General features: G+C 68.5%; 28 protein-coding genes and 1 pseudogene. 16 read left to right on the top strand and 13 right to left on the bottom strand.

Translation table 11 applies throughout. The features are described from left to right. Positions 1–23 precede the first annotated feature (23 nt). The 3 genes from ACIQF0_RS24180 to ACIQF0_RS24170 all read left to right on the top strand — a co-directional run bounded on the left by ACIQF0_RS24180 (position 24) and on the right by ACIQF0_RS24170 (position 2,032). The gene (locus ACIQF0_RS24180; protein ID WP_401032717.1) at positions 24–980 is read left to right on the top strand and encodes an amidase family protein; all 957 of its coding nucleotides are present in this window, start codon (positions 24–26) and stop codon (positions 978–980) included. Then, complete coding sequence (locus ACIQF0_RS24175) at positions 977–1,297, top strand: hypothetical protein (protein WP_401032715.1); 321 nt, start codon at positions 977–979, stop codon at positions 1,295–1,297. Before ACIQF0_RS24180 ends, ACIQF0_RS24175 begins: the two co-directional genes overlap by 4 nt. 78 nt (positions 1,298–1,375) lie before the next feature. Further along, positions 1,376–2,032 carry a hypothetical protein gene (locus tag ACIQF0_RS24170; protein ID WP_401032713.1) on the top strand — a complete coding sequence of 219 codons (657 nt, stop codon included), beginning with the start codon at positions 1,376–1,378 and terminating at the stop codon, positions 2,030–2,032. Here the strand turns inward: ACIQF0_RS24170 and ACIQF0_RS24165 are convergent. Continuing rightward, on the bottom strand, positions 2,029–2,571 hold the full coding sequence (locus ACIQF0_RS24165; RefSeq protein ID WP_360046826.1) for an NAD(P)H-dependent oxidoreductase: 543 nt from the start codon (positions 2,569–2,571) through the stop codon (positions 2,029–2,031). The two genes, ACIQF0_RS24170 and ACIQF0_RS24165, sit on opposite strands and share 4 nt — an antisense overlap. Positions 2,572–2,633: 62 nt before the next feature. Here ACIQF0_RS24165 and ACIQF0_RS24160 point away from each other — a divergent pair, with 62 nt between their 5' ends. The 4 genes and pseudogenes from ACIQF0_RS24160 (at position 2,634) to ACIQF0_RS24145 (ending at position 4,749) form a co-directional block, all read left to right on the top strand. Beyond that, positions 2,634–3,224, top strand: a complete 591-nt coding sequence (locus ACIQF0_RS24160) for a TetR/AcrR family transcriptional regulator (RefSeq protein ID WP_401032711.1) — start codon at positions 2,634–2,636, stop codon at positions 3,222–3,224. A gap of 4 nt (positions 3,225–3,228) precedes the next feature. Continuing rightward, the gene (locus tag ACIQF0_RS24155) at positions 3,229–3,606 is read left to right on the top strand and encodes a DUF1801 domain-containing protein (RefSeq protein ID WP_401032709.1); all 378 of its coding nucleotides are present in this window, start codon (positions 3,229–3,231) and stop codon (positions 3,604–3,606) included. 11 nt (positions 3,607–3,617) lie between these two features. After that, positions 3,618–4,061: pseudogene (rnhA, locus tag ACIQF0_RS24150) on the top strand (ribonuclease HI); the annotation flags it as partial. Positions 4,062–4,335: 274 nt separating this feature from the next. Beyond that, positions 4,336–4,749: a PPOX class F420-dependent oxidoreductase gene (locus ACIQF0_RS24145; RefSeq protein WP_401032707.1), complete on the top strand. Its 414-nt coding sequence runs from the start codon at positions 4,336–4,338 to the stop codon at positions 4,747–4,749. A 109-nt stretch (positions 4,750–4,858) separates the two neighbouring features. On the opposite strand, the gene ACIQF0_RS24140 is transcribed toward ACIQF0_RS24145, so the two are convergent. Then, the gene (locus ACIQF0_RS24140) at positions 4,859–5,482 is read right to left on the bottom strand and encodes a class I SAM-dependent methyltransferase (RefSeq protein WP_401032705.1); all 624 of its coding nucleotides are present in this window, start codon (positions 5,480–5,482) and stop codon (positions 4,859–4,861) included. After that, positions 5,479–6,615 (bottom strand): PLP-dependent aminotransferase family protein, encoded by a 1,137-nt coding sequence (locus tag ACIQF0_RS24135; protein WP_401032703.1) that lies wholly within the window; start codon positions 6,613–6,615, stop codon positions 5,479–5,481. The genes ACIQF0_RS24140 and ACIQF0_RS24135 overlap by 4 nt, the downstream gene beginning before the upstream one ends. A gap of 74 nt (positions 6,616–6,689) precedes the next feature. Here ACIQF0_RS24135 and ACIQF0_RS24130 point away from each other — a divergent pair, with 74 nt between their 5' ends. The 3 genes from ACIQF0_RS24130 to ACIQF0_RS24120 are packed head-to-tail and all read left to right on the top strand — an operon-like array spanning position 6,690 to position 8,378. After that, positions 6,690–7,145: a GyrI-like domain-containing protein gene (locus tag ACIQF0_RS24130; protein ID WP_401032701.1), complete on the top strand. Its 456-nt coding sequence runs from the start codon at positions 6,690–6,692 to the stop codon at positions 7,143–7,145. Positions 7,146–7,182: 37 nt separating this feature from the next. After that, positions 7,183–7,494: a metalloregulator ArsR/SmtB family transcription factor gene (locus tag ACIQF0_RS24125; protein ID WP_330273547.1), complete on the top strand. Its 312-nt coding sequence runs from the start codon at positions 7,183–7,185 to the stop codon at positions 7,492–7,494. A gap of 2 nt (positions 7,495–7,496) precedes the next feature. Next, positions 7,497–8,378, top strand: coding sequence for an SRPBCC domain-containing protein (locus tag ACIQF0_RS24120; RefSeq protein ID WP_401032699.1), 882 nt, complete (start codon positions 7,497–7,499; stop codon positions 8,376–8,378). A gap of 54 nt (positions 8,379–8,432) precedes the next feature. Here the strand turns inward: ACIQF0_RS24120 and ACIQF0_RS24115 are convergent, their stop codons facing one another. The 4 genes from ACIQF0_RS24115 to ACIQF0_RS24100 all read right to left on the bottom strand — a co-directional run bounded on the left by ACIQF0_RS24115 (position 8,433) and on the right by ACIQF0_RS24100 (position 12,460). Continuing rightward, a complete protein-coding gene (locus ACIQF0_RS24115; RefSeq protein ID WP_401032698.1) occupies positions 8,433–9,956 on the bottom strand; it encodes a hypothetical protein in 1,524 nt (507 codons plus the stop codon). 347 nt (positions 9,957–10,303) lie between these two features. Continuing rightward, a complete protein-coding gene (locus tag ACIQF0_RS24110) occupies positions 10,304–11,167 on the bottom strand; it encodes a helix-turn-helix transcriptional regulator (protein WP_401032696.1) in 864 nt (287 codons plus the stop codon). 167 nt (positions 11,168–11,334) lie between these two features. After that, positions 11,335–11,499, bottom strand: a complete 165-nt coding sequence (locus ACIQF0_RS24105) for a DUF397 domain-containing protein (protein WP_401032829.1) — start codon at positions 11,497–11,499, stop codon at positions 11,335–11,337. Positions 11,500–11,632: 133 nt separating this feature from the next. Next, complete coding sequence (locus ACIQF0_RS24100; protein ID WP_401032694.1) at positions 11,633–12,460, bottom strand: hypothetical protein; 828 nt, start codon at positions 12,458–12,460, stop codon at positions 11,633–11,635. 71 nt (positions 12,461–12,531) lie between these two features. On the opposite strand from ACIQF0_RS24100, the gene ACIQF0_RS24095 reads away from it, so the two are divergent. Then, positions 12,532–13,266 carry a class I SAM-dependent methyltransferase gene (locus ACIQF0_RS24095; protein WP_401032692.1) on the top strand — a complete coding sequence of 245 codons (735 nt, stop codon included), beginning with the start codon at positions 12,532–12,534 and terminating at the stop codon, positions 13,264–13,266. Here the strand turns inward: ACIQF0_RS24095 and ACIQF0_RS24090 are convergent. Both ACIQF0_RS24090 and ACIQF0_RS24085 read right to left on the bottom strand, forming a co-directional pair. Further along, positions 13,245–13,457 (bottom strand): hypothetical protein, encoded by a 213-nt coding sequence (locus tag ACIQF0_RS24090; RefSeq protein ID WP_360046812.1) that lies wholly within the window; start codon positions 13,455–13,457, stop codon positions 13,245–13,247. The genes ACIQF0_RS24095 and ACIQF0_RS24090 overlap by 22 nt on opposite strands. 29 nt (positions 13,458–13,486) lie before the next feature. Next, the gene (locus ACIQF0_RS24085; protein WP_401032690.1) at positions 13,487–14,548 is read right to left on the bottom strand and encodes a DNA polymerase IV; all 1,062 of its coding nucleotides are present in this window, start codon (positions 14,546–14,548) and stop codon (positions 13,487–13,489) included. 10 nt (positions 14,549–14,558) lie between these two features. On the opposite strand from ACIQF0_RS24085, the gene ACIQF0_RS24080 reads away from it, so the two are divergent. Next, a complete protein-coding gene (locus ACIQF0_RS24080) occupies positions 14,559–15,005 on the top strand; it encodes an NUDIX domain-containing protein (protein WP_401032688.1) in 447 nt (148 codons plus the stop codon). Here the strand turns inward: ACIQF0_RS24080 and ACIQF0_RS24075 are convergent. The 3 genes from ACIQF0_RS24075 to ACIQF0_RS24065 all read right to left on the bottom strand — a co-directional run bounded on the left by ACIQF0_RS24075 (position 14,992) and on the right by ACIQF0_RS24065 (position 17,721). Continuing rightward, positions 14,992–16,155: an endonuclease gene (locus tag ACIQF0_RS24075; protein ID WP_401032686.1), complete on the bottom strand. Its 1,164-nt coding sequence runs from the start codon at positions 16,153–16,155 to the stop codon at positions 14,992–14,994. The two genes, ACIQF0_RS24080 and ACIQF0_RS24075, sit on opposite strands and share 14 nt — an antisense overlap. A 71-nt stretch (positions 16,156–16,226) precedes the next feature. Continuing rightward, positions 16,227–17,132, bottom strand: a complete 906-nt coding sequence (locus ACIQF0_RS24070) for an NADP-dependent oxidoreductase (protein ID WP_401032684.1) — start codon at positions 17,130–17,132, stop codon at positions 16,227–16,229. Between the two features lie 79 nt (positions 17,133–17,211). Then, the gene (locus tag ACIQF0_RS24065; protein WP_401032682.1) at positions 17,212–17,721 is read right to left on the bottom strand and encodes a DinB family protein; all 510 of its coding nucleotides are present in this window, start codon (positions 17,719–17,721) and stop codon (positions 17,212–17,214) included. A gap of 49 nt (positions 17,722–17,770) precedes the next feature. Between ACIQF0_RS24065 and ACIQF0_RS24060 the strand changes: the two genes are divergently transcribed. The 4 genes from ACIQF0_RS24060 to ACIQF0_RS24045 are packed head-to-tail and all read left to right on the top strand — an operon-like array spanning position 17,771 to position 21,350. Beyond that, positions 17,771–18,913, top strand: coding sequence for a GNAT family N-acetyltransferase (locus tag ACIQF0_RS24060; protein WP_401032681.1), 1,143 nt, complete (start codon positions 17,771–17,773; stop codon positions 18,911–18,913). A gap of 40 nt (positions 18,914–18,953) precedes the next feature. Beyond that, complete coding sequence (locus ACIQF0_RS24055; RefSeq protein WP_401032679.1) at positions 18,954–19,619, top strand: hypothetical protein; 666 nt, start codon at positions 18,954–18,956, stop codon at positions 19,617–19,619. Then, positions 19,607–20,203: a TetR/AcrR family transcriptional regulator gene (locus ACIQF0_RS24050; protein ID WP_401032677.1), complete on the top strand. Its 597-nt coding sequence runs from the start codon at positions 19,607–19,609 to the stop codon at positions 20,201–20,203. Before ACIQF0_RS24055 ends, ACIQF0_RS24050 begins: the two co-directional genes overlap by 13 nt. A 4-nt stretch (positions 20,204–20,207) precedes the next feature. Then, positions 20,208–21,350, top strand: coding sequence for a cysteine desulfurase-like protein (locus ACIQF0_RS24045; RefSeq protein WP_401032675.1), 1,143 nt, complete (start codon positions 20,208–20,210; stop codon positions 21,348–21,350). On the opposite strand, the gene ACIQF0_RS24040 is transcribed toward ACIQF0_RS24045, so the two are convergent. Further along, positions 21,343–22,956 carry a hypothetical protein gene (locus ACIQF0_RS24040; protein ID WP_401032673.1) on the bottom strand — a complete coding sequence of 538 codons (1,614 nt, stop codon included), beginning with the start codon at positions 22,954–22,956 and terminating at the stop codon, positions 21,343–21,345. The two genes, ACIQF0_RS24045 and ACIQF0_RS24040, sit on opposite strands and share 8 nt — an antisense overlap. Between the last annotated feature and the right edge of the window lie 29 nt (positions 22,957–22,985).

Genomic DNA, 22,985 nt, shown 5'->3' with positions numbered 1-22,985 from the left:
TGATTACAGCCCTGGTGTCCAGAATGATCTCCCTCTCCCAGGTTCCAGACGCGCTGGCGCGGCTGGATCTCGTCGAGCCCACGCTGTGTGCGTTCCACGAGGTCTTCCGCACGCCCTCTCTCGAGGTCGACCCCTCGCTGCCGTTCGCGGGCATGCCCATCGCGGTGAAGCGCGGCGAGCGACGGAGCCACCGTGAGGCGTTGATGGCCATGGGGTGCGTGCCGATCGGCCTGACCACCACGCCCGACGGCAGCACCCCGTGGCAGACGTGGGGCCGCAACTCTCGCGGCCTCACACGCAACCCGTGGAACCTGGACCGCACGCCGGGCGGTTCGTCCGCCGGTTCGGCCGTCGCGGTGGCGTCCGGCGTCGTGCCGCTGGCCACGGGCGTCGACGGCGCGGGGTCGATCCGCGTCCCGGCCGCGTGGTGCGGGGTGTTCGGCCTGAAGACGACCTCCTCCGAACGGGCCGCGGTCGGCGTCTTCGCCCGCGACCCCGCCCTGCTCGCGACCTATCTGGGCGTCACGGCGGACAGCACGCCCACTGCCGTGTGGTCGACGGACCTGGGCTTCGCCTCGGTGGACGACGAGCAGGCGTCGATCGCCTGGCAGGCGGCCGCCGCGCTACGGCCGCGCCCGGTCTCGTTGTCGCTCGAGGACCCCGCCGACGACTGGTTCGCCGGCCGCTGCGGCCCGAACGCCGAGCTGGACTCGTTGTTCGAGACCGCGGACCTGCTGCTCACTCCGGTCACGCCCGGCCCGCCGCACGGCCACGACGGGCCGGGCGCGCGCATCAACACAGCGCTGACCTGGGCGTTCAACCTCAGCGGGCACCCGGCGATCAGCATCCCGGCCGGGTTCGACTCGTGCGGCCTGCCGGTCGGGCTCCAGGCCGTGGCCCGGCACGGCCGGGAAGCGGACCTGGTCGCCGCCGCACGCTTGATCTCCAGTGCGGTGGAGGTTGCACCCTGGCCACCATGAACCTCGTCGTACGCGCCGAACACCAATCCCTGTGGCTGTGCTTCGAGCCGTGGGCCAACCAGCACACGCTGCTGCCCGGCACGTCGGTCGTGGTCCGGTTCCCGGACGAGGTCGCCGTGGAGGTCGTGCACCATCACGACGGCATGACGTTCTTCAACGTGGGGCCGCACCCCGACCTCTACGCGGAGGACGGAACCGCGTTGGAGATCTACAGCGAGTACATGCCGCCGTTTCCCACCCACCTGCCGCTCGACGCGCTCAAGCTCGTCATGGACATCATCCCGCCGATCCGCACCGAGCCGGACCGCCTGAACTGACCCGATCGAGTGGTTTGACTCCAATCCACCTCGCCGAGCCCGTCACGTGCTGTGTCCTCTCGCCAGAGGAGGACACGAATGTGGAGACGCATCGGTGGGCCGGGAGGCGGGTCGGATCCCGGCGGAGGCAAGGCGGGCGCGGTGGTGGTCGCGGGGGTGCTGGCGATGTCGGTCGCCGCCGGCACCGGTGGGCTGTCCGTCGGCGGCGGGGCCTCGACGGTCGCCGTCGACTCGGGCGGGGTGAACCTCACCAGGGCGAGGTCCGAGGGCAAGAAGTCCGCCCGCAACGGTGACGCGGACGGTGCGTGGCGTCAGATGAACATGCGCACCCTCAAGCGCACCGCCAAACCGGCGCTGGAGTGCGTGTCGCACTCCTTCGGCCAGGTGCGGGACCACTTCGTGCGCAACCCGTGCAAGTCGCTCGACCGGACGCTCTTCGCCGTCGGTGACGATCGAGGCAACGTCGCGGTCGTGTCCGTGGCGTGGGTCGGCTTCCGGAACCGGCGTGACGCGAGCGCGTTCAAGAAGCTGATCGACGTGCACGGCACCGGCGACGTCACCCCGCTCGCCACTCCACTGCTCGACCTGGCGGACGTCCGCTTCACCGGACTGCACTACCAGTCGCGATCGGACGGCGGCACGGTCGTGATCGCCGAGACGGAATCGGTGTCCGGCCAGGTGAGCGGTGAGACGCTGGACGCCATGGCGGACATCGCGAGCTGGCTGCCTCGTTAGGCGGCGACCGCTCGCACCGACCTCAACGCGGACGCCCACGCCACCAGTTCGTCGAGCATGGCGTTGAGCTCCTCGTGCTGCTGCGGCTCCCCCTGCAGTTCGCCACGGCCGAACGCGACCTGAGTGCGCACGGTCGCCACCTTCAGTTCCGCCAGCACCAGCCGCAACTGTTCGACGGCACGCAGGCCGCCGTTGCCTCCCAGCGACACGAACCCGGCCGCCTTGTCGTTCCACTCCGCGTACAGGTAGTCGAGCGCGTTCTTCAGCACGGCCGGGAACGAGTGGTTGTACTCGGGCGTGACGAACACGAAGCCGTCGTACGGCGCGATGAGCGACGCCCACTCTCGCGTGTGGGCGTGCGCGTACTCGCCGAAGATCGCGGGCACGGGCTCGTCCAGCAACGGCAGGTTCACCTCCTTCAGGTCGATGAGCTCGAACGAGGCGTCGTCACGGGCGTTGGCGACGTTCACGACCCACTGCGCCACGCCCTCGGAACGACGGCCGGGACGCGTGCTCCCCAAGATCACTGCGATTCGCATGGCGACCAAAGTACAACGCTCGTGGTACTTAGTGCAACGAACGTTGTACTAAGCTTCGAGGCATGCGACCGGACAAGCGGCAGGCGATCCTGCGCGGGGCGTTGAGCGTGTTCTCGCGCGACGGCTACTCGCGGGCGAGCATCGACGCCATCGCGAAGGAGTCGGAGGTGTCGACGCGCACGCTCTACAACCACTTCGCGGACAAGGCCGACCTCTTCCGCAACGTCATCCAGGCGAGTGCGAGCGAGGCCGCGCAGGACCAGATCGCGATCATCGAACGGCACTTCCACAAGGTCACGGACCTGGAGAAGGACCTCACGGCGTTCGGGAAGGCCATGTGCGCCGAGCACGGCAACGCCACGCACTTCGCCCTGGTGCGGCAGATCAACGCCGAGCTCACCCACATCCCGGCCGAGGCGATCGAGGCGTGGCAGGAGACGGGACCGCGCAGGGTGCAGCGGGAGCTCGCGGCCCGGCTCGGCGGGCTCGGGTTCACCGATCCGCGGCGCGCGGCCGTGCACCTGATGCTGCTCACGATGACGGGCGAGCCCTCCATCAGGGGGACGCGCCCGGATGACGACGACATCGCGGCCGGCGTCAGGGTCTTCCTGCACGGGCACGATGTCGAGAAACAGCGAACGGCGGCGACATAGGGGCATGGACACACGTGTCGACGACTACATCGCCGGGCTGCCGGAGTGGCAGCAGGACATCTGCCGCGAGGTGCGCAGGCTCGTCCACGAGGCCGACCCGGACGTCGAGGAGACGATCAAGTTCACGAACCGGCCGTACTTCGTGCTGGACGGCAACGTCTGCGCGTTGCTCGGCACCAAGGACCACGTGAACGTGATGCTCTACGACAAGGCGAGCGTGCCGGACCCGCACAACATCATCACGAGCGGCCACGGCAACAAGACCGCGCGCATGATCTCCGTGTACCGCGACCAGCCCATCAACGCGCCCGCGCTCGTCGAGATGTTCCGCCACATCATCGCCGCCAACCGCCGTCGCAAGGGTGTCGGACCACGTCGGTAGCCTCATGACGCATGGCGGTCGAGATCTACACCGACGGTGCGTGCAGCCCCAATCCCGGACCGGGCGGCTGGGGCGCCGTGCTGCGCTACGGCGAGCACGAGAAGGACATGTACGGCGGTGACATCGGCCCGACGACGAACAACCGCATGGAACTGATGGCGCCCATCATGGCGTTGGAGAGCCTCACCCGCCCGTCGACCGTGGACCTGTACACGGACAGCACTTACGTCCGCAACGGCATCACCTCGTGGGTGCACGGCTGGAAGGCGAACGGCTGGCTCACCAAGGCCCGCGAGCCGGTGAAGAACTCCGACCTGTGGCGCCGCCTGGAAGAGGCCGCCAACCGGCACGAGGTGGAGTGGCACTGGGTCAAGGGCCACGCTGGCCACCCGGAGAACGAGCGCGCCGACCGCCTCGCCGTGCGCGGGGTCGAGGAGGTGACGGGCCGGGAAGTCAAGCAGCCCCAGGCAAAGCCGAAGAAGGCGGCCAAGCCCAAGCAGCCACGCGAACTGAGCGGCGAGCCGTGTGGCGCGCCCACGAAGAAGGGCACCCCCTGCCCGATCACGGCAGGCGCGAACGGACTGTGCCACGTGCACGACCCGGCGTTGCAATGTGGCGCTCTCACGAAGAAGCGCGTGCCCTGCACCATCGCGACCGGCGGCGGCCGCTGCGAATACCACCAGGATTCGTTGGAACTGTTCCCGCAGCAACCGGCGTAGCGTCGCCGTCATGCTCCCCGAATCCGCCAGATCAGTGCTGGAGTCCAACGCGCTCGGCCACCTCGTGACGCTCGGCGCGGACGGCTCCCCGCAGGTCACGATCGTCTGGGTGGGGCTGGACGGCGACGAGATCGTCTCCGGCCACCTGGCCGCGCACCAGAAGGTCCGCAACATCCGCAACGACGGCCGTGTGGTGCTGTCCATCGAGACGCCCAACATCAACGACCACGGCCTGCAGGAGTACCTCGTCGTCCACGGCACCGCCCGCATCACCGAGGGCGGGGCGCCGGAACTGCTGCAGCGCCTCGCGCACGTCTACCTCGGGCCGGAGGTGAAGTTCCCGCCGATGGACAACCCGCCGGCCGGGTTCGTCACGCGCATCAAGGTCGACCGCGTCGCGGGCGTGGGTCCCTGGGCCTCATAGCGGGAGTAGACCGCGGGCTGGCCCGTGCAGTTCGGGCCGGCCTTGGCACGACGCACACTGGCGACGTCGAAGCTCGCCCGAACCGCCGCCGGGTGTGGGTCCCTGGGCCTCATAACGGCTCGTAACGGGAGTGGACCGCGGGCTGGCCCGTGTAGTTCGGGCCGGCCCTGTCGTCCGCACCCAGGTAGACGAACGGCAACAGCGGTCGGCCCGGCCCCTCGTAGCCGACCAGACGCCTGCGGCCGTCGTAGCTGAACCCGGCCCCACGCAACGCTGTGGTCAGCGCGCGACCGAACAGGGTGCCGTCGACACGACGCACACCAGCGACGTCGAAACTCGCCACGAACCGGCCTCCGGGCGTGAGCCAGGACGCGGCGCGGGTCAGCAGACCGAGTTTGTCGCCCACGTAGTGCAAGCCGTGCACGCAGGTCACGAGGTCGACGGATTGCGCGGGCTCCCACTGGTCGACCGGCGCGACGACGAAACTCAGCCCCGGGCGGGCCGGCACGTGGTGGTCGACCAGGTCCACCCCGATGATCGTCACGTCGTCCCGCGCGGCCTCGGCGAGTGCTTTTCCCGAACCACAGCACAGATCCACCCACAGAGCACCGGGTCTCAGCAGCAGGTCGGTCCCCAACTCGCGGCGATAGCTCGCCAGGCCTCGTTCCCGGTTCATCTCGCAGTTCGCGACGACCGACGAACTCCACAGCGCCTCGTCGTCCAGCAGGCTCACCGCAGCACCTTCGCCAGACGCGCCATGCCTTCCCCGATCTCCTCCACCGTGTTGGCGGTGAACGACATCCGGAACGTCGCGTCGTCCGGCGTGGTCGCGAAGAAAGGCGCACCAGGCACGAAAGCGACGTCGTGCAGCAAAGCCTCCTTCAGCAGCACGGCGCTGTCCGCGTCGCCGGGCAGCCGCAGCCACACGAACATGCCGCCGTCCGGGTCGCTCCACGTCGTGCCCGGCGGTGTGGTGGCGGGCAGCGCGGCGATCATCGCGTCGCGGCGGGCGCCGTATTCCGTGCGCAGGCGGGCGATGTGGGCGTCGAGGTCGTTGTGCGTCAGGTAGGCCGCGGCGGCCGCTTGGTCCACTGTGGACGTGTGGAGGTCGGCCGCCTGCTTCACGATCACCAGGGTGCGCAGCAGGTCTGCCTGGGCTCGTAGCCAGCCCAGGCGCATGCCGGGGGCGCCCACCTTCGAGAAGCTGCCCAGGTAGATGGTTCTGTCGCTGATCGAGGCGAGTGACGGCACCGCCGAGCCGCGGTAGCGGAGTTCGCCGTACGGGTCGTCCTCCACGATCCACAGCGAGTTCGCCGCGACGATCTCCGCGATCTCCGCGCGGCGCGGGGCGGAGAGGGTGCGGCCTGTCGGATTTGCGAAAGTCGGGACCAGATAGAGCAAATCGGGCTTTTCCGCTGCCACCACGGATCTCAGTGACGAAGGAACCAGGCCGTCGGAGTCGCTCGCGACGGGCACGATTCGGGCGCCGGTCATCTGGAAGCACTGCAACGCGGCCAGATATGTCGGTTCCTCGACCGCCACGACGGTGCCCGGCCCCAGCAGTGCGGTGGCCACGAGGGTGAGCGCCTGCTGGGAGCCGGTGGTGATCAGGACGTCCGAAGTGGGCAGTCCTGAGCCGGTCAGGCGCGCGGAGACCAGGGCGCGCAGGTCCGGATTTCCTTCTGTGGGGGCATATTGCAGCACGGAGCGGTCTCGCAGGGCTAGGTCGTAGGCGGCGCGCACACCGTCCAGGTCGAACAGTTCGGGAGCGGGAAGGCCGCCCGCGAAGGAGATGACCTCGGGACGGGAGGTCAGCGCGAGCAGGTCGCGCACCGGGGAACTAGCCACGGAGAGGGTGCGGTGCATGAACTTCACGTTAATCGGACCCCGCTCCAGCCGAACGCCGATTTTCTGTCAGTGGTCGTGGCTAGCGTGGAGGCATGGACATCGAGACACGTGGAGAGCAGCCCTACGCCGCCGTCAGGGCCACGGTGACGCTGGAGACGTTCGCCAAGATCGCCGACCGTTTTCCCGAGGTCATGCAGTGGCTGGCCGATCGCGAGTTACCGGTCACCGGAGCGCCGTTCCTGCGGTACTTACGCGTCTCCGGCGAGGAGTTCGAGGTCGAGGCCGGCATCCCGACCGTTGCCGAGGTGCCCGGCGACGGTGAGGTGTTCACGGCCACGCTGCCCGCCGGTCAGTACGTGGTCGCGCTCCACGAGGGCAGTCCGGACGGGCTGGCCGCCGTCACCGATCAGCTTCTCGCCCACACCGTCCAGTTCGACCGTGAGGGCGACAGGTGGGGAGCGCGCCTCGAGACGTACTTCACCGATCCGGCGGTGGAGCCGGACCAGAGCAAGTGGACGACGGAGGTGGCCATTCGCCTCGCGGGCTGAGGTAGCGCGTATATGCCGATCGAGCTATATTGCTGGTATGGCATCTACTTTCGCCGTGCTGGCGGATCCGAGTCGCCGGGAGATCCTCGACCTGCTGCGTGAACGCGAGCAGCCGGTCGGCTATCTCGTCGACCGGCTGACGCTCGCCCAGCCGACCGTCTCGAAGCACCTGAAGGTGTTGCGCGAGGCCGGTCTGGTCGAGGTGCGCACGGACGCCCAGAAGCGCTGGTACCGGGTGTCGCCAGGTCCTCTGGCGGAGATCGACGCCTGGCTCGCGCCGTACCGGCGGATGTGGGAGAAGAGCCTCGACGCACTGGAACGCCGGCTCGACGAGATCGAAGGGGACTGACCGTGGACGCCGAACTGCGGATGATCGAGGGCAAGCCCGTGCTGCGTTTCGAGCGCGTGCTGCGGCACTCGCCGGAGAAGGTCTGGCGGGTCGTCACCGATCCCGCCGAGATGAAGCACTGGTTCCCCGCCGAGGTCGACGTCGACGGCCGGAAGATGCGCTTCACGTTCCCGGACGCGGCACCCGTCGACTCCGACGGCGGCGAGGGCGAGGTGCTGGAGTCCGATCCGCCGAAGGTCTTCGCGTTCCGCTGGCTGAACGACGTGCTGCGCTTCGAGATCCTGCCGCGCGAGGACGGCTGCCTGCTGGTCTTCACCGCGGTCGTCACGAACAGGCTGTCGGTCGGCCGCGACGCACCAGGTTGGATCACCTGCCTGGACGCGCTGGTCGCCCACGCCGACGGCACGAAGTTCGAGCCGCCGACGGAGTGGCTGTCGCGCATCGAGCACTACGTCCGGCTCTTCGGCCTCGACGAGGGCACCGACGAGCCAGGCGGCGTGCGCTTCGTCCGCGATCTGGTCTGGACACCACTGGACGACGTCTGGAAGGTCCTCACCGAAGGCACCGAGGACGCGGTACCGGTCCGTGCCGCACACCCCGGCATCACGCCGGGCGAGGTCACGAGGTCCGAGGCACCGCACCTGCTGGAGTACGAATGGCTCCAGGACGGCGAGCCGAAGGGCAAGGTGCGCTGGGAGTTCGAGCACGTGCCGCTGCAGGGCACGACGGTCACACTCGTCCAGGAGAACGCCCACGGCCCCGAAGCGCTCGCGGCCTGGCACGTGCACCTGGAACTGTTCTTCGCGGCCACACAGGGCGAGATCCGCTGCCCGTGGCCCGCGGACCGCGAGAAGGAACTGACCAAGCGCTACGCGGAGCGCTGACCGAAGGCACCGGACCCCGGACGCGGCCGTCGCGCAACGGCCGCGCCGCCGGGGTCAAGCGTGCTGCACGCGGTCGACGAGGCAGGCCCAGTCCGGCACGCACCGCCGGCCGAGCCTGCTCGCCGTCCGCAGTTCGTGCGCCAGCACGGCCAGCCGCCGGTCCCGCGGATCGGGCGCGAGGTCCTCGAGCCGCTGCACGTCGGCCGCGCTCAGGCGGAAGCCGACGAGCTTGGTCGAGTCGATCCTCGCGACCGTCCACCAGCAGGCCGCCGCCGCGTAATCGCAACCCAACGTCCGGAACTGCTCCTCGGCGTCGAGGAGATCCCGCAGCGCCTCTGACTTCTCGCGGGTGGCGAGCAGCAGGTCCGCACGCACCTGCCGCGACCTCGCGACCACCTCGGGGTAGTCCGCGGTGGCGATGACGCTCGTGACGAACTCCTTGCCCTCGTTGTACTTCCGCGCCGTGAGGCAGAGCCGCGCCTGCAGGACGGTGAGCCAGTGGTACGGCTCGGTGCCCGGTGTCAGCAGGCCCTCGGCCACCCCCGCGCTCTCCCACGCGGTCTCCAGGAGGTCCCGGTCGCCCGTCGTCTCGTACAGCAGCAACTGCTTCTCCGCGTGCAGCGAGGCGCACACCCCGACCTCCTCGCTGGTCGGTCCGCCGATGGAGCGGAACGACGTGGTCGCGAGGATCAGCAGATGCTCGCAGTTGCGCAGGTAGAACTCGCGGTCGTACGGCATCGCCTCCATCGCCATGTGCAGGAAGACGCGCGCGTGGGCGCGCTGTCCCCGCGCGGCCGTGGGCAGGTCGCGGTACTTCTTCGCGATCTGCGTCCCCTCCTCGGCCACCGACGCCGCCTGGCTGAAACGGTGCTCCCGCAACAGGTGCCATGCCTTCCCCGAGACGAGGACCTTCGCCATCAGGGATCCTTCCCCCTTCAACGGCGACGTCGACGAGAGCGTCTTCAGGCACACCTGCGACAGCCGGCTGACCAGCCTGACATCGCCGTGCGCCTTGGCGACGCCGACCACCGAGTCGAACGCCCTCGCGAGTTCGAGGTCGCTCTCGCCCTGCTCCACCAGTTCGTGCGCGAGCCGGTACGCGAGCTCCGACGACGGCGGATGCGCCTCCAGAGCCGCCAGCATCAGCCGGGTCCGGTGCGCCACCCCTTGTTCCACCTGCATCACTTCACCCCCGTTCCCCACCTCGAGCGCGCCGAGACTGCGCACCAGTTCCTCCTCGCCGAGTCGCGTGCCGGGATCGAACCGGTGCAGCACCAGCTGCTGCAGGACGGACGGCAGCGCGTTCGCGTCGACGTCCGGCGGCACCACCGGCAACACGGCGCATCCGTTCGCGCCGCCGTGGTGGTAGATCTTGTGCCGCACCAGCCCCGCTTCGTAGCGCACTCCCCTGCGCTCGACGAAGTCGTTGGACTGCAACGCTTTCACGTAGTCGTCCGACACGATGACGAGAACCGTCCTGTCCCGGACCGCGGTCTCCATCCAGGCCGGAATGGACAGTGGACGGATGATCGGGAGATCGCCGTCCCAGAGCACGTCGAACCCGCGGGACCGCAACACCCCCACCACCGCCGAGGCGGCAGGACCCCCATCGCTACTGCTGTAGCTAACGAATATGGCCATCGCAGCGCCCTCTCCCGTGATGCGCTACGAGGGGGTGGGTGCGATTTCTGGTGTCCTTGCGCATGATGAGCCTCCTGCGGGTGTGGTCGCTCTCCGGTCAGCGAAGACCGGCGTGGCGAGGAGCAATCACCCGAGCGGAACCTGGATGGCGGCACTCATCTGGGATCGAACGTCATAGGCTTGCCTACGGCGACATTGCCTCGCCTCATCGGACTGGGGTTCGGGTCGTGGTCTGCCATCGGACGGGTGGCTGTTGGCGCAGCCACCCGCCCGGCCTTAGCGATTCAGGCCCCTCCTAGCTCTTTCAGTCGTCGGTCGATCACCTTGGGCGTCTCTCCAGCCGGCAGCGCGAAGTCCTCCAGCTGGATGAAGTAGTTCAGGAACTCCTTGAGCTCCGGCCCCGCCGTCATCAGCTCGTCGCGGCCGGGATGTTCGAGCAGCAAAGCGAAGTCCTCCTCCCCTTCGGAGAACTCCAAGATCGAGAACGAACCCTTCATCGCCGGATGGATGCCGGCGGAGAACGGCAAGATCTGCACGGTCACGTGATCGAGCGACGCGACCTCCTTGATGCGTTGCAACTGCCTGCGGAGCACACCCTCGTTGCCGATGACCCGGTGCAGGACCGACTCGTCGAGGATGATCGAGATCTCCGGGCCATCCGGGTCCAGCACCGACTGACGGTGCATCCGGATCTCCACACCGCGTTCGACGACGGCGTCCGTGTTCCCGTAGCTCTTGACCAGTGCGTGTGCGTAATCCGGAGTCTGCAGCAGTCCCGAGACGACGTTGAGCTGACTCTGCCGGATGCGGACGGCAGCGGTCTCCAGCTCGACGTACTTCGCGAACTGCTCGCTGAACGAGCCTCGGTACTTCTCCATCCACGCCGACTTCGACTGCCGGATCGCCCTGGTCATGCCCACCAGCTCGGTGACCCGGTCGTCGTCGCGCACCCCGTAGTGGAAGAGGAGCGCCTGCACGTCGGTGACAGAGATCTTGTTCTCCCCCTTTTCAATCCTGATCAGTTTCGAAACAGACCAGTCCATCGCATCAGCAACGGCCTGCTGACTGAGACCGAGTTCGTCCCGCGTCTGCTTCAGCTCACCGAGCAGGCGCTTCTGCAGCACGACGGGACTTTCCTTGCGGGGCAACGCCACTCCTCAATCTGCTAGGTAGCAGAATGGTAGCCCTCAATTGGAGGGACTCCACAATGGTTGGCCACCAATTGACCACTTTCAGACGGAAAGATCGCAGAAAGCGGCCACGCAGATCAAATCGCGGACTCCATCAGAGTGGAGACGTCACCCGTTCGGCGAACTCACGAACGAGCGAGGGCGAGGAACGCGTGCCAACCAGCCCGCGAGACCGTGAGTCGCCGGCCCCCGGCATCCTTGGAGTCCCGAATCAGCACCCACCGGCGGTCACCAGCGCACTCAACACAAGCACTGCCTTCGTTGCCGCTGTAAGAGCTGCGCTTCCACATGAAGTCCGCCGCCATTGGTCGCCCTCCCGGCAAGGTCCCCGACCCGACAAGGCCACACCTGAGCGTAGATCCGGCTAGTTGATCGATCTACCGCCAGAGGTCGCCTACTCGAACTTGTTGCCATCACGTGGAATCAGAGCGTGGCGAACCGGTCCACGCCCACGCCGCTGATCAGCAGCCGCTCCTTGCGGTTTCCCGTCAACCGCGCAGTCCAGTCGACGAACCCACCGTCACCGATCTCCACGCCGTCGCGGAACACCTTGAAACACAGACCTTTGTAGTAACCAGTGTCCCGGGACGGGTCTGCGGGCAGATCGCCGCGCACCACCTCGAACCGCGGATCCAGCACCGTCACGCGGAACTCGACGTCACCACACGCCTCACGCAGGAACGCGACGTGCTCCGCGAAGTGCTCGACCTCGAAGGCGAGCGAGCCGCGATCACGTCCGGCGGACACCGCGGCGAACAACGTGAAATGCGCGAACCTCCCGGCACCGCTGAACAACTGCGCCCGCACCACTCGCTGGATAGCGGCGAGACGCACGTCGTCAGGGCCGGACTGGCGCAACAGCGCGGCTTCCAACGCCAGCGCGTTCGTCGGGTCGGCCGCGACCTCGGTGCCGCGCATGGTCGACAGGACGTTGTTCTGGTCCATCAGGGCAACTGCGGAGCACGTCCCCAGAGGTGCCACGGGCGCGAGGCCCAGCACGGAGAACGTCGGCGGCAGCGCGGCCAGCAGGCGGTCCTCCGCCGCGCGCAGCACGTCAAACGGCACCGATGAAGGCGCTACGAACCGGTCAGACCGGTACTGCCGCAACACATCCGCGCCGGACAACGCGCCGGCACGTCGCCGCGCCAACGCGAGCAGCAGGCTCGTGAGATCGCTGCCGGACAGGCCCGCGAGCCGGTCCAGCACCTCGTCGCCGCCCACCGATCGCAGTACCCGCGCCAAGACACCCATGCCTGCCATGATCCGCGTCCGAGCCAGCGGATTTCTGCGAGCACCGCGGTGGATCACTAGGGTCGGGAAGCATGACGGAGATCCAGGAAGGCGAGCTGTGGGGGCGCAAAGCCGCGCAGCGAGCGGCGCTCGGCGCGAAGATGTCCATGCCTGCCTGGAAAACCGCGATCGAACGCACCGGCATCACGCACGGCACGACGGTCCTGGACCTGGCGTGCGGCAGCGGCGAGTTCTGTGCCGCCGCAACGGAAGCGGGCGCGAAGGCGACCGGGATCGACATCTCGGAAGCCATGATCGCGCTGGCGCGGCAGGCGAGCACCGCCGAGTTCCACGAGCTCCCGCTGGGGCGACTGCCTTGGCAGGACGGCACGTTCGACGTCGTGACGGCGTTCAACGCGCTGTTCTTCGCAGCGGACCCCGACGAGGCGTTCGCGGAGGCGGTCAGGGTCAGCAAGGACTACGTGGTCGTGTGCGAGTGGCATCCGGAGCACGCGAGCGACCTGCTGGTCGTCGGCAGGGCCGTGCGAGGGCCGGGTGGACGCAGGGGTGCGAAGCTGCCTGAGCCGCACGAGAAACTCACGATCGACATTCCTCAGGAACATCCCGACGAGGCCACGATGCTGCACAGCTTCCTGAGCGTGGGCAGCTATCAGCGCATCATCGAGAGCGAGGGGGAGGAAAAAGTCGTGGAAAAAATCCGGGCCGCCGTTGAACCGTTCCGAACCCCAGACGGCGCCTATCGATTCTCGAACAAGTACCTGATGTCCGTCTTCCGCAAGAACGATCAGGCGGCGAGCACCTGGTAGCCCGCGCTGGTCAGTGCCGCGGGGCCGGAACGTGCGCTGATCAGGCCCGCAGTGGTCAGGCGCAGGCCGGCGAACTGGTCGGCGCAGCACAGGCCGTCGACGAGCAGGGAGCTTCCGGCGATCTCGCAACGGCCGTCGGCCACTGCTCTGAGAACGGCGCGGTCGCGGTGGGTGAGCGATGAGTCGGTCATCTTCTTCTCCTAGCCTTCAAATCCTCTACTTACTGATACGTCGAAGGAGAAGGCTTCGGTTCGACATCTTCGTCAGAGAATTCTGCGCGCACCCCCAGAAGGCGTACGGCGCGGCCGTGTTCGAAGCGGTCCAGCACGACCAGAGCGGCCGCGGCCAGCTCGTCGGCGGAGGACGTCGGCGCAGGCAGCTTCATCAGACGGACCTTCGTGAAGAACGGCACGAACCGCACCTTCACGCCCACGCGCACGGCTGGACGTCCCTCGGCGACCACGTCCGCGGCGACCTGATGCGCCAGCGCCACGACCTCGCGGCGGATGTCCGCCAGCGAGGCGAGGTCCTGTTGGAACGTCTTCTCGTGCGACCGGGACTTCACGACCCACGGCGTCGCGCTCACGACCGTGTCACCGGCGCCCAGCCCGACGGTCCGGTAGTACGGGCCCATCCGCGGCCCGAAGCGGGCGGCCAGCACGTCCACCGACGCGGAGGCCAGGTCCGTCACGGTCACGAGCCCGAGTTCCGCGAGCTTGCGCTCGGTCTTCGTGCCGATCCCCCACAGCGCGGACGTCGGCCGGTGCCCCATCACCTCGACCCAGTTCTCCCGCGTGAGCCGGAAGACGCCGGCGGGCTTGCCGAACTCGGTCGCGATCTTGGCCCGCAGCTTGTTGTCGCCGATGCCCACCGAGCAGTGCAGGTCCGTCGCCGACAGCACCGCCGCCTGCAACGACCGCGCGAACTCGACGGGATCGTCCGTGGAAACCCCGACGAACGCCTCGTCCCAGCCCATCACCTCGACGACCACGGGGAACGAGCGCAGCACGGCCATCACGTCCGCCGACGCGGCCTCGTAGAGGGCGTGGTCCACCGGCAGGTAGACGGCGTCGGGCAGCTTCTTGAACGCGGTCCGCAACGGCAGGCCGGAACGCACGCCGAACTCGCGCGCCTCGTAGGACGCGGTGGCCACGACCGCGCGTTCGGTCGGGTCGCCGTTGCCGCCCACCACCACGGGCCTGCCGCGCAACGACGGATCGCGCAGCACCTCGACCGCCGCGATGAACTGGTCGAGGTCCACGTGCAGGACCCAGTCCGCCATGCTGGACAGTATGAAACGGTCGGCCGGAATCCTGCTCTTCAGACGACGCGAGCAGCTGGAGGTGCTTCTCGGGCACATGGGCGGCCCGTTCTGGGCCCGCAAGGACGCCGGCGCGTGGTCCGTGCCGAAGGGTGAGTACACCGACGACGAGACGCCCGAGCAGGCCGCACGGCGCGAGTTCGAGGAGGAACTCGGGCTGCCGGTGCCGGACGGCGAGCTGATCGCGCTCGGCGAGGCCAAGGGCTCCGGCAAGGTCATCACGGTCTGGGCGCTCGAAGGCGACCTGGATCCGGAGACCGTCACGCCGGGCACGTTCGAGATGGAGTGGCCGCCGAAGTCGGGTCAGCGCAAGACGTTCCCCGAGGTCGACCGCGTGCAGTGGTTCAGCGTGGAAGAGGCGAGCGCGAAGATCGTCTCCGCGCAACGCCCCTTCCTCGACCGACTCACGGCCAAATAGAGTCCACCCACCGGTAGTTGTCGATGAACGGGTTCCGGTTGTGCTGGAAGCTGTCGTAGATCACCTGGTTGCGGCGCTGCTCGAACGCGTCCGGCGGGTCCTGGAGGTTCCACTGCTTGAGCACTGACAGCTTGCCCATGTAGGGCGCGGAGCCGTTGGAGACCGAGTTGTTGATCTCCAGGTTGACGTAGCCGTCGTTGCCCTCGTAGCGCACGGCCATGTAGAAGATCATGCGCGCGACGTCGCCCTTCACCGCGGCGCGCGGCTCGAACGAGTCGCTGTCGTACTTGCTGCCCGACGCCTCTGGGACCGCGTTCCCGCCGTTGTCGAAGTCGAGGTTGCCGCGGGTGGCGTTGACCGACACGTCCTCGGGACGCAGGTGGTGGATGTCGGTGCCGGGACCGGTGGCGGTGCCGAAGTCGCCGTGCGACTTGGCCCAGACGTGCTCACGGTTCCAGTCGTTCGCCCCGCCGCCGTTGGTCGACTTGGACTGCGTGCGGCCGCTGTACAGCAGGATCACGTTCGCCGAGTTGTTCGGGTCCTGGTCGGTGACCTTCAGCGCGTCCCAGACCTGGTCGTAGCTGAGCTTGGTCTGGTTGCGGATGATCGAGTTCAACGCCGACTTCAACGCCGCACCCTGCTTGTCGCAGGCCGTCGCGTAGTAGGCGATGCAGTTCCCCGGCGGACCGCTGGTGGTGGTCGTGGTCGGCGGAGTGGTCGTGCTGGTCGGCGGCGTCGTGCCGGCGAACGCGAACGCGGTGGACGAGGTCAGCCCGGCGTGCGAGAAGTACGCGCTCAGGGAGCCCGTGACGTCGATCTGCTTGCCCAGCAGCGACGGGTTCGACCGCATGCCCCACGAGGCGCGGAACGCCGACGGGATCTGCACGTAGACCATGTTCGAGGTGCTGGTCGTGGAGGCCGAGTCGGCCAGCGCCAGCGCGTAGTCGTTCGGATAACCCGAACGGATGACCGTCGTCGTGGCCGTGGGTTGGCCGACGACATACCCGCGGACAGTCGCCGACGACCCGTTCTGGGTCGCGATCGCCTGCGCCACGGTGAACGGAGCTGCTGCGACAGCGGCGGTCGATCCGTAAAGGCCGACCGCCGCCAGCAAAGCGACAACTAAGGCAAGTGGACTCCACCGCGCCATGAGCACTCCCCGATCGTGTGGATGTTTGTCACACGATCGGTGTACATGGTCAACGCACGGTTAACGAGGGGTCACGGCACCAGGACGACCTTGCCCGTCGTACGGCCGGACTCGACGAGCTCGTGGGCCTTGCCGGCCTCCGCCAGCGGCACGACGTGGTCGATCTGCACCTTGAGCTGCGGCAACGCGGCCAGGTCGGCACCGGACGCGACGACGCCCAGGAACAACTCGAACCGGATGCCCAGCTTGGAAGCTCGGTCAACGTCAAAACCCGGGTTCCCCGGAATGATCGACACGAGCACCCCGCCGGGCTTGATCACCTTCGCGGACCGCTCCGCGTACTGCCCGCCGACCGTGTCCAGCACGACGTCGACCGGCTCGATCTCGGTGAAGTCCCGGTGGCGGTAGTCGATCACCTCGTCGACGCCGAGCGAGCGCAGGAAGTCGTGCTTGGCCGCCGACGCCGTGCCGATCACGTACGCGCCCCGCGCCTTGGCGATCTGCACCGCGACGTGCCCGACGCCGCCGGCGGCAGCGTGGACCAGCACGCGCTGACCAGCCGTCACACCGGCCCGTCCGACGAGGGTCTGCCACGCGGTCAGCGCCACCATCGGCGTCGCGCCCGCCTGCTCGACCGTCAGCCACGACGGCCGCCGCACCAGGTCGGCGGCGTTCACGACGGCGTACTCGGCGTAGCCACCGCCGGTGCCGGGGAAGGTCAGCAGCCCGTAGACGTCCTCACCGGCCACGAAGCCCTCGGCGTCCTCCACCACGGTGCCCGCGACGTCCCAGCCCAGCGTGAACGGCGGCTCGCCGAGCGCGGGGAACCCACCGCCGCGGACGTAGGTGTCGACCGGGTTCACAGCCGCCGCACCCACCTCGACCAGCACCTGGCCTGGTCCGGGCACGGGCGTCGCCGCCTCCGCGACCTCCAGCACGGACGCGTCGCCCACGGTCTTCTGCGTGATGACTCGCATGATGATCCCCTCCGACGTTCTCGACGGGCACCATCTTGCAGTTTGCGCCAACTTCTAGAAAGTAGGCACTTGCAGGTGCCTAACTCTCCCTTAGGTAGAGGTCCCGGAGCAGCGCGATCTCCGCGGCGTGGTGGATCACCTCGCGGTTGATGTGCAGCACCAGGGTCGCCATCGGCTCCGCCGCGAACGGTCCCTCCGCCGGACCGACGGCCTTCGACAGGTCCGCCGTGCGCGCGCCGGCCATCCACGCCGCGTAGGCGTCGTCGAGCTGCTTCAGCGCGTCATCCGCCGTCATCGCGAACTGCCAGGTCGCGTAGTCGGCGGGCGGGCCACCGAAGTGCGAGGCCGTGCGCGCGTTGAACACGCCCACGATGATGTGCGCCATCCGCCACGCGATCGTGGTGACCGGGACGGGCTCGGGTGCCGGGTACTGCCAGTCGATCGTGTTGTCCGGACGCACGGTCCACGCGTCGGGCACGGGCTCCCAGAAGTACTCGTCGTCGGTCATGCCTTCGAGCCGTGGCCGCAACTGCACGTTCCAGTGGAATTCGAGCTGGTCCGTCAACTGCTTGTTCCAGTCCATGCGCACGACCGTAAATCCGTTTGCGGACAACCACCGCCCTGGAAACACTCCGGCCGTGGAAATCCGCACCTCACGCCCGGAAGACCTCCCCCAGGTCGAGAAGCTCGTCGTCTCGCGCATGGACCCCAGCGACGGCGTCGACGCCCGCCTGCTGATGACCGATCCGGACGCGGGCTGCGACTGGGTCGGAGTCGCCGACGACGCCGGCCGGATCGTCTCCACCCTCACGTTGATGGACGAGACGGTGGAGCTCGCCGGCCTGGACATCCCGGCGGGACAGATCGAACAGGTCGCCACCGACACCGAGCACGAGGGCAGAGGCCTGGTGCGACAGCTGATGGGCTGGGCGCACGACAGGTCGGCCGAGCGCGGTCACCTGCTCCAGTTCGTGATGGGCGTCCCGTACTTCTACCGCCAGTTCGGCTACACCTACTCGATCCCGATCAAGCAGACCCGCCCGCTCGTCCGGAAGCCCGAAGCCGTTGCGGGACACACGATCCGGCGCGCGACCAAAGCCGACATCCCGGTGCTGAACAGGCTTCAGGACGACGCCCAGCAGGGCGCGGACCTGCGCGTGGGTCACGGCACGCCGTGCTGGCGCTGGCTGATCGACCGCACCGGCTCGATCACCTGGATCGTCGACCGCGACGACATCCCGGTCGCCACCGGGCGCAGCACGCCGGAGGAAGAGGGCGACGTCGTGCTCGGCGAGATCGCCGGCATCGACGACGACGCGGTGAAAGCCTTGGTGGCACTGGTGAATCCGGCCGAGGCCGGCGAACGGCACCCGGCGCTGGAGGAGTACCTGGGAGCCAGGCGAGCGGACCTCGACCAGTACCTGGTGCGCATCCCGAGCATCCCGAGGCTGCTCGAACACCTGCGGCCGGTCTTCGCGCAACGCCTGCGCGGCCACGACCCCGACGAGGTGGTGCTCGGCTTCTACCGCACGCACGTCCGCTTCCACTGGGACGGCGAGGAGATCGGCCCGTACGAGTGGGGCGGCACGTTGCTCGGTCCCGGTTCGCAGGGCGGCGCGGGCATCGCCCCGGACCTGCTGGCGCCGTTGCTGTTCGGCCCACACGGCATCGACGGGCTGCGCCGCCTGTTCTCCGACGTCTACCCCGGCCCGAAGGAAGCCCTGATGACCAGGCTGTTTCCGCCGGTCACGAGCGATTTCCTGACCTTCTACCTGCCGTGAGCCCAGAATAAACCGAGCGCTCGGTCTAGTATTGAGTGCCATGACGACTGTGCAGGAGACCGCGGCGGTCCGGTACGGCATCTGGGTCGCGTGCCCGGCCGCCGGCGCCGCCGCGGGCTGGGGACTCAAGCTGGCCGCCGGGTGGATCACGACGCTGAGGTGGTTTCCGTTCCAAGGTGTGTTCGAGCTGGTCACGGACATCCCGGAGCCCTGGGCGACGCTCGCGGCACTGGCCGTCGGCGCGGGCGCGGGCTTCGTGTTCGCGTTGTTCTGGGCGAGCGAGATGATGTCGGTCGAGGTCTCGCCGAGCCGGATCACGCTGCACAAGGACGACAGGACGTTCGGCTTCGGCCGCGAGGAGGTCGAGTCGGCGTTCGCGGACGGCAAGCAGCTCGTGCTGTTGTCGCCCAGCGGCATCGAACTGGCCCGCGAGACGTCCGACCTGAACAGGTCCAGACTGGAACGGGCCTTCACCGAGCAGGGCTACCGGTGGCGTGACGCGGACCCGTTCGCCGGTGAGTTCCGGATGTGGGTCGAGCACGCGCCCGAACTGCCGGCGGACGTGAACGCGCTGTTCACGGCCCGCAGGAAGGCCATCGCGAAGTACGAGAACGCGGAGGCCGCAGAATTGGCGCGGGAGATCCGCAAACGCGGCGTCTCCGTGCGGGACGAGAAGAAGAGGCAGTACTACAGGTGCGAACGGTAGACCCGGTCAAGCACGCGGAGAAGAAGCGGCACATCACCGACACCGCGGCGGGGTTGTTCGCGCAGAAGGGTTTCGAACGCACGACCGTCGCGGACATCTGCAGGGCCGCGGACATCAGCACCGGCAGCCTCTTCCACTACTTCCCCACCAAGCGGGCGATCTTCCGCGAGATCTTCGTGCAGGACGCCGAGGACAACGCGCAGATGTTCGCCAAGGCCCGTGAACTGAGCCCGTGGGACGGCGTCCTGCTGATGGTCGACCATCTGTGCGTGCCCGCGCTCGACCGGTCCGTGGCGGGGCTGGTGCTGGAGGTCGTGGCGCAGGCCAGCCGCGATCCGGAGCTGTGGGAGCTCGTCGGCCGCAACGAACAGGTGGTGCGCGACGAGCTGGCCGACCTGCTGCAACAGGCGCACGACGCCGGCCAGATCGCCCTCCCGGTGAGCGCGCTGACGGCCGCGAGCTGGGCTCAGGCACTGGTCGACGGTCTGTTCGGCAGGCTGATCGACCCTGACTTCGACGCGACCGAACAGGTGATGACCCTACGGTTGATCCTTTCCCGATTCGTGGGTGCTCCAGCACCATGAGGTCATGGCCTACGACGTAGCTGCGGTTCGCGCCCACTTCCCCGCCTTGCGCGAGGGCGCCGCGCACTTCGACGGGCCCGGTGGCGCGCAGGTGCCCGACGTCGTCGGCGAGGCGGTCAGGGCGACGCTGACCTCGGCGGTCTCCAACCGCGGCAGCGTGACGGCCGCCGAACGCCGGGCCGAGGAGATCGTGCGGACGGCCCGGCGCACGATGGCGGAGTTCCTCAACGCCGGCAGCATCGTGTTCGGGCGCAGCATGACCCAGCTGACCTACGACTTCGCCCGCACGCTGTCGAAGAACTGGCGGCCGGGCGACGAGATCATCGTGACCAGGATCGACCACGACGCGAACATCAGGCCGTGGGTCCAGGCGGCCGAGGCTGCCAGGGCCACGGTGCGATGGGCGCCGTTCGACCGCACGACCGGTGAGCTGCCCGTCGAGTCGGTGACGAAGCTGCTGTCCGACCGCACCCGCGTCGTCGCGATCACGGCGGCGTCGAACCTGCTCGGCACGCGTCCGGACGTCGCCGAGATCGCCCGGGCGGCGCACGAGGCGGCGGCGTTCGTCTACGTCGACGGCGTGCACTACACACCACACGTGCCGGTCGACGTCGAGGCGTTGGACGCGGACTTCTTCGTGTGCTCGCCGTACAAGTTCCTCGGCCCGCACCTCGGCGTGCTGGCGGCCGCGCCGGAACTGCTGGAGACGTTGCGGCCGGACAAGCTGCTGCCCTCGACCAACGCCGTGCCGGAACGGTTCGAGCTGGGCACGCTGCCGTACGAGCTGCTGGCCGGGACGACCGCGGCGGTCGAGTTCATGCGAGAGCTGGACGGCCTGGAGGAGCACGAACTCGGCCTTCGCGAGCAGTTGGAGAACGGGTTGCAGGAACTCGGCGTGCGCATCTACAGCAAGGCTTCGTCGCGCACGCCGACCGTGCTGTTCTCCGTCGACGGACTGGACCCCGCCGAGGTCTACCGCAGGCTCGGAGCGGAGGGCGTGAACGCGCCCGCCGGCCACTTCTACGCGCTCGAGTGCTCGCGGTGGCTCGGTCTGGGCGACAAGGGTGCCGTGCGCGCGGGCATCGGGCCCTACACCGACGAGTCCGATGTGGACCGTCTGCTCAAGGCCGTGGCCAAGCTCAGATGAACAGCACCAGCGCGGCGTAGATCGCGCCGATCAGCACGCTGATGTTGAGCTTGCGGGTCACGCGCTCTCCTTGGTGATCGGCGATCAACGACCGGGCGCGCGCCCACATCAGCTTCTCGCCCGCCTGCCTGTCCGGCAGGTGTGGTGTCGTGAGAACGTCGCCGTGCGGCCCGAACGCGAGCATGAGCTGAGGGCCGGAGCGACGCACACCGTGCAGCTGCGCCCACGGCACGCGGTAGGTGAAGACGCCGGTGTAGAGCACGACCGAGTTGTGGTCCAGACGCAGCATCGGCTGGAACCGAGTCACCGCCGACAACACGCACTGGATGCCGATCAGCCCGAGGATGATGAGCTCCGGGTAGAACTTCAGCGCGATCAACGCACCGGCGGCGCCGAGCAGCAGCGCCACGCCCTCGATCCGGCGGCGGTCCCCCGGCCAGATCGCGTGCGGCAGCTCGACCGGCGTGCCCGCGGTGACCGGCTCGCCCGGCAGGTGTGCACTGTGGACGACGTGGCGCGGGCGGACGCGGTTCAGCGTGCTGGTCGCCACGACCTCGCCCTCGACGAGCAACGCCACCTGGCCGCCGAGGTGCCACTCCCCCGCGACGAGGACCTCGGCGGGCTCCAGTTGCACCGGCGGGTCCTCCTCGCCGCGCCACACGCGGCCGAACTCCTCGGTGTCGTGGTAGAGCGGCTCCTCCAGCCCGAGATCGGCGAGCGTGGTGAGCGTGGCGATGTCCTTCTTGTCGTACCGCAACAGGACCCGGCGCGGCCCGATCTGGTGGATCCGCAACCGGAGGGCCTTCACCGGGCCCGTCCACAACGCGCGGCGGCGGCGTTCCCGCGCGGCCAGCATGATCGCGAAGAACACGGCGGAGCCACCGATGGTCAGCCACCACGTGACGTCCTCGGGTTCGTTCGCCATCCGCACCCACGTGCCGTCCGCGAGCACCGGCACCTCGTCACCGACCTGATAGGACTCCGGCGCGAGCGGCTCGAACGCGGTGCGCTGCCGGTCCGGCAGCTCCACCCACACCTCGTAGGTGTTCTTGATCTCGACGACCTCGGCGTCGACGCGGCTGGCGTTCGCGATGTGCTGCTCGATCGCGTCGTTGGTGAGGCTGTACTGCACGAACGTCAGGAACCCGAAGAGGACCAGCAGCACGGCGACGATGCGGAGAACTCCGCGTTGGGGCGGCAGGTCCGGCAGCGAGACGATCGTCGCGCCCGCCGCCTCGTGCTGGTCCGCACGCGACCTGACCGTCCACGCCGCGACCAACGCGCACGCACCGGCGTGCAGCCCGAACGCCAGGTTGGCCACCGCACTGCCGTCGAGCATGAGGTCCATCGCGCCGAACACCACGCCCATCGCGCAGCCCGTGAGCACACGGTTGAACAACAGCAGCAACGGCGTGGCCAGCAACGGAACCACCGCGAGAGAGAACAACGGATCCGGCAGGCACGGCTGCGCGACCGTGCACGGTGCCTCGTTCGCGCTCACGGCGAAGTAGAAGGCGGCGATCCACCCACCGACGAGCCCGACCTTGGTCACCCACCACGGAACCGCGGCTGCTTGCCAGCGCTGGACGTCCACGGGACCGATCATGACATGTCCATTGCTCCGAACGGCGCGAT

The organism is Lentzea sp. NPDC092896, from assembly GCF_044754905.1.
In the GTDB taxonomy this organism is placed as follows: Bacteria; Actinomycetota; Actinomycetes; order Mycobacteriales; family Pseudonocardiaceae; genus Lentzea.
The sequence above is the reverse complement of the archived record's forward strand: the minus strand, read 5'-3'. Positions and strand labels throughout refer to the sequence as shown.